The 4,497-nt window shown below is 55.6% G+C and carries 5 protein-coding genes; 3 read left to right on the top strand and 2 right to left on the bottom strand.

Translation table 11 applies throughout. The annotated features are described in order from the left end of the window. A partial coding sequence (locus QW887_RS34815) for an NF038122 family metalloprotease (RefSeq protein WP_316186345.1) occupies nt 1-1,040 on the bottom strand: 1,040 nt, incomplete at its 3' end. 251 nt (nt 1,041-1,291) lie between these two features. Here QW887_RS34815 and QW887_RS34810 point away from each other — a divergent pair. Both QW887_RS34810 and QW887_RS34805 read left to right on the top strand, forming a co-directional pair. Beyond that, entirely contained in the window at nt 1,292-2,791 is a 1,500-nt protein-coding gene (locus QW887_RS34810) for an MBOAT family O-acyltransferase (protein WP_316168114.1), read from the top strand. A gap of 43 nt (nt 2,792-2,834) precedes the next feature. Then, nucleotides 2,835-3,827, top strand: coding sequence for a hypothetical protein (locus QW887_RS34805; protein WP_316168115.1), 993 nt, complete (start codon nt 2,835-2,837; stop codon nt 3,825-3,827). Between the two features lie 27 nt (nt 3,828-3,854). Here QW887_RS34805 and QW887_RS34800 read toward each other — a convergent pair whose 3' ends face one another. Continuing rightward, a complete protein-coding gene (locus QW887_RS34800; protein WP_316168117.1) occupies nt 3,855-4,022 on the bottom strand; it encodes a hypothetical protein in 168 nt (55 codons plus the stop codon). A gap of 143 nt (nt 4,023-4,165) precedes the next feature. Here QW887_RS34800 and QW887_RS34795 point away from each other — a divergent pair, with 143 nt between their 5' ends. Next, entirely contained in the window at nt 4,166-4,312 is a 147-nt protein-coding gene (locus QW887_RS34795) for a transposase DNA-binding-containing protein (protein ID WP_316168118.1), read from the top strand. Nucleotides 4,313-4,497: the final 185 nt, after the last annotated feature.

Below are 4,497 nucleotides of genomic sequence, written 5' to 3'. Positions count from 1 at the left end.
GCTTCTGCCCCGATGGGCACCCAAGGTCCCAGCTGTCCGGCCGCAATGGCGGCCCCGCCGAGCTTCAATTCTGGTCCCGTTCCTCCAGAGACAGGGTTGACGAAATACCCACTACCGATTTGAACGAGACTCGTTGCTCCGAAGGATTCGATCACGACTGGCGTCGCCGAGACCAGATGATAGCCGAGCGCTACCAGTTGCTTCAGATCGAAAGTGGTGAGCTGCTGGAACGTACTGCCCGTGTAGAACTCGTTAAAGGGATCATTGGCACCCTGAGCCCCGCTGTTGAGGAAATCACTTGCATCGGAGCTTTGACCATAGTCGGCAAGCTTTGTATTGCCACCATCCAGCGAGAAGTATGCCGCAGGGGCGGTGCCACCGTTCAAGAAAAGCCGTGTCCCGGCGCCGGTGAAACGGAAAAAATCGAATACATCAGGCTGCGTTCCGTACGGAACACGCCCCATGGCGTGGGTCAGTTCATGGAGTGCAACCCCGACAAGCACACTTGGCGCGATATCGGTGGCGAAAGTAGCGCTACCGTCATCGGTGCTTGTATCGTTAGCACCGAGCAATCCCCACAGTTTGAGCTGAGAGTTCCAGACGGCGACATCGGATTGCCCCTGCAGAGTGGAACTTCCCGGAAGAGCATCAAAGGTGCCGTCGCCAGCGGTCGCATTGTTGACTAAATATGATCGGACATTTGAATAACTCACCCACTGGCCGTGATCGGGCCCCGCTGCTGCCCCGCCGCCGGTGCCGCTATAGTCTATTTTCAGGTTTATAGTGATCTTGTCCGAGATCGCAGTGCTCAGCAAAGCAGCCGCTTGTTGAATGCCGGCCCGAAAACTGGCCGGAGCGGCCATTGCTGCAGCATCAAATATCAAATTGATGGTCAAGCCGCCGGAACTGAGTGCGATCACCGAGCCCGGACTTGCGGAGGCGCTGCCTTGGGCCGCCTCCGCCACGAGGGCCTCCTCCGGAATTTGAACAGGATCGGCTGCAGAATTCGTCACAGGGATCGAACGGTCCAACGTTTTCATCCAAGGCCAAACAGATTAATCTTACCCCAAAGGATGCAGGATGGCGGTTAATGCCATCCTATCTCGCCCAACTCGTGTCGTCCCCCTACCGGCCAGAACAATGGCGGGTTGTAGAATATTGGTAATCGACTGCTCCGTGTTGCTGTTTCGCCACCATGATGGCGATTTCCTGTGCTAAAGAGTGCGGGGATGTTAGCAACCAAACTTCGCATTCTCCGGAAACGGGACTTCCGCTTCAAAGTTGTAACGAAATGCAATTCAACAGCCTGTCATTCCTCTTCGTGTTCTTACCAGCGGTCCTTGTAGGCTATCTGCTCCTGCGCCGCACTCCGTTCGCCAATCTATTCATTCTCCTTGCTAGCCTGTACTTCTACGGATCGAGTGCCTGGTGGTACCTAGCCCCCTTCTTCGTCACTGCACTCCTCGATTTCTTTATTGGCCAGATGATCGAAGGAAGTGACAACGAGCTCTACCGAAAGCGGCTATTGGTCGTCAGCGTGGTCGCCAATCTCTTGCTGCTGTCGACCTTCAAATACACGACGTGGCTGAGCGCCGACGCAGCCGCGGCATTAGCCCCTCTCGGCATCACGTTTCCGATCATCGCTCTCAGTCTGCCGCCGGCGATTTCCTTCTACACCTTCCAGTCGATGAGTTATACGATCGACATCTATCGGCGCGAGTTCAAGCCTTATCGGAATGTCGTCGACTATCTCTCGTTCGTCTCATTTTTCCCGCACCTTGTCGCGGGGCCGATCATGCGAGCGCGAGACCTGTTGCCGCAACTCGCTGACATCCGCCCCCTGCCGTCCTTCGCTACGGTCAGTGGCGCTCTGTTCATGATACTCTTTGGTCTGTTTCAAAAGACCGTGCTCGCGGACAATCTGGGCAATCTGGTCGAAACAACTCAGCGCACAATCGTGAACGGATCTATGCCGCCTGGTATGGGCTTGATCTTTACCTACGCATTCGCGTTTCAGATCTATTGCGACTTTGCCGCTTACTCCACGATTGCACGTGGCATCGCTCGGCTGCTTGGCGTCAATCTGATGCGCAACTTTCTAACGCCCTATTTCTCGACCAACCCATCTGAGTTTTGGACGCGTTGGCATATTTCGCTCTCGACCTGGTTGCGCGACTACCTCTACATTCCGCTCGGGGGCAACAGAGATGGTCGGCTAAAGACTCTGCGCAATCTGATGATTACCATGCTCCTCGGCGGCCTTTGGCATGGTGCCGGTGTCTTCTTCATCATTTGGGGCGCTTACCACGGTTTGCTGTTGGTCCTATATCGGCTGATCCCGCTTGATACGATTCTGATCAAACGGTTCGGTCGGCTCGGCAACATCATTGCAGCTGTTCTGTTCTTTCACTTGATCTGCCTCGGTTGGATCTTCTTCCGCTCGACACCATCCGAGTTCCTGCCAATCATCAAATCCATCGCTGCTGTTCCCGCTGCTATTCTTGCACCACTGATCGTGTCATGGGGATGGTCTCCGATCGGCGCTCTCCGCTCTGTCTGGCAGACGATAACGGCAAACTGGGCGTTCTCCGTCTATGGCTGGGGCCTGACGCTCTTCGCCCTCCCTGCTGTCTTAACCGACGCTATCGCGTGGCGCCGTGATTGCGAGTTTGCCGACCTCTTCCCGTCGATGCCCTGGTGGATGAGAACACTCGTGATCGTGGCTCTCTTCTACGGAATCCTCTTCTTTGCACGGCGACAGGCAAATGAGTTCATTTATTTCGCATTTTAGGGCTTGGATCGCAGCGGGCCTGGCAATCGCGTGCATTGAGTGCGTGGTCTACACCACCCATCCTCCGTCCGCTCTTGAGATCAACAACTTCTTGCAATTTTCGTTCGCGCACGATGAGACGCCTCAGCGGCTGTTCATGTTCCACAAGCTCGAGGCCTTCGCAGACTCGAACCCCACAATTGTTCAATCGGGTGACAGTTCCGGCTTTTACGGCGTCGATCCGTCGGCGATCATGCGGCACCTACCGCAGGGGACTACGTACCTCAACTTGAGTTGTTGCGCTAATCTTGGATTCAGCGGTTACTATAATGTTTTCCGATTCATGGCCGAGAGAAGCGAGAAGCTTCGCTATCTCGTCCTTCATATCACGCCCTATACGATGCCCAGGCCCGAGACTTGGGATAGTGATGGAGCTGCCCTATGGGGCGATCCCAACATCAAGGTGTTTGGCGATGCCATCTACCGCGAATACTTGAGCCCGCAACGCTATATCTATCCTCCTTCGCTTGGCTATCGCCGTTACATTTCGGATCGCGTATTCTATCTGGGTGGCGTATTCGGCAATTTGGACCGGCCGCTCCTGCAGAACGAGAACTATCTGGAATTCCTGCGTCTCTATCGGCAAACTCGTGGCTGGATGCCCGAGAATGACGCGCGCAATGGGGTTGCCGCGACGGAGTGCGAAATCAAGGAGTCGCAATTCTTCGACCTTCGCACCTTCAGGGAGAAAACGTATACCGAAGAGGTACTGGACGCTTATGCTAAGCTAGCAAAAAAATTCGGAAAAACACTTGTGGTCGTGTTCCAGCCGGTCGCCTGTACCTTGGGTACAGGACAAGGGTCCGCCAAGACGCGCGAAGCAATCGAGAAGTTCAAGTCGAACCACCCCGAGGTGGAGGTGCCATTTCCGTTGATCACAACTTGGCCGGCCGAGCTGTTTTCCGTTCCAGCTCATATCGTCCGCGAACATACGGACATGCTGGCCGAACGCTTAGGACCGGTCATGGCCGACATCGTCAGGCGCCATGGTAGCTAACACCGGCATACGCGCCGGCCGACATGATCAGCGCGCCGATTGCGCCGAGATTGGCATCCATGCCGTGACGATCGGAATCCAAGCCTCGGGCACCATGTTGGCGAGCGACATCGAGCCGTTGCCGATCTGGGTCTCGATCGCAACGATGATGCCGTGCACGGCGATCCAGTTCAGCTTGTCAAAGAAGTCTTTCATGGGAGAATCCTTCAGCGTAGGCGTCCGGTGAAGCTTTCAATTACCCACAATAGGCCGCTTGTCCTGCGGGTGGCCCGAGCTATTGCGTAGCATGAATCAACTGTGATTCCTTGTCTGGCACCGATTCGCAGGGGGCGATGCCAATGGACGGAGAGCCCATCGCATGGTTTGATCGCGAACTCGCTGGCGTCAGCCTCGCTGACGAGCGTCTGAACAAGCGCCTTCGCAAACTGGTGGCGCAGATCGGAAGCGCCGTGGGGCAAAGCATTCCGCTGGTGTGCCAGGATTGAGCAAATACCAAGGCTGCCTATCGGTTTTTCTCCAATGACCGGGTCAGCGAGGCGGATATTTTGGCCGGCCATTTTCAATCGACGCGTGAGCGGGTGATTGCTTGACCTTGCCCCTGGGGCTTAATCCAGTTTGAAGTTCGTTCTGGCCCAACGAGGACCAGAGCATGAAGCGCGGCCGCTTTACG

Source organism: Bradyrhizobium sp. SZCCHNRI3052 (assembly GCF_032484895.1).
In the GTDB taxonomy this organism is placed as follows: Bacteria; Pseudomonadota; Alphaproteobacteria; order Rhizobiales; family Xanthobacteraceae; genus Bradyrhizobium.
The sequence above is the reverse complement of the archived record's forward strand: the minus strand, read 5'-3'. Positions and strand labels throughout refer to the sequence as shown.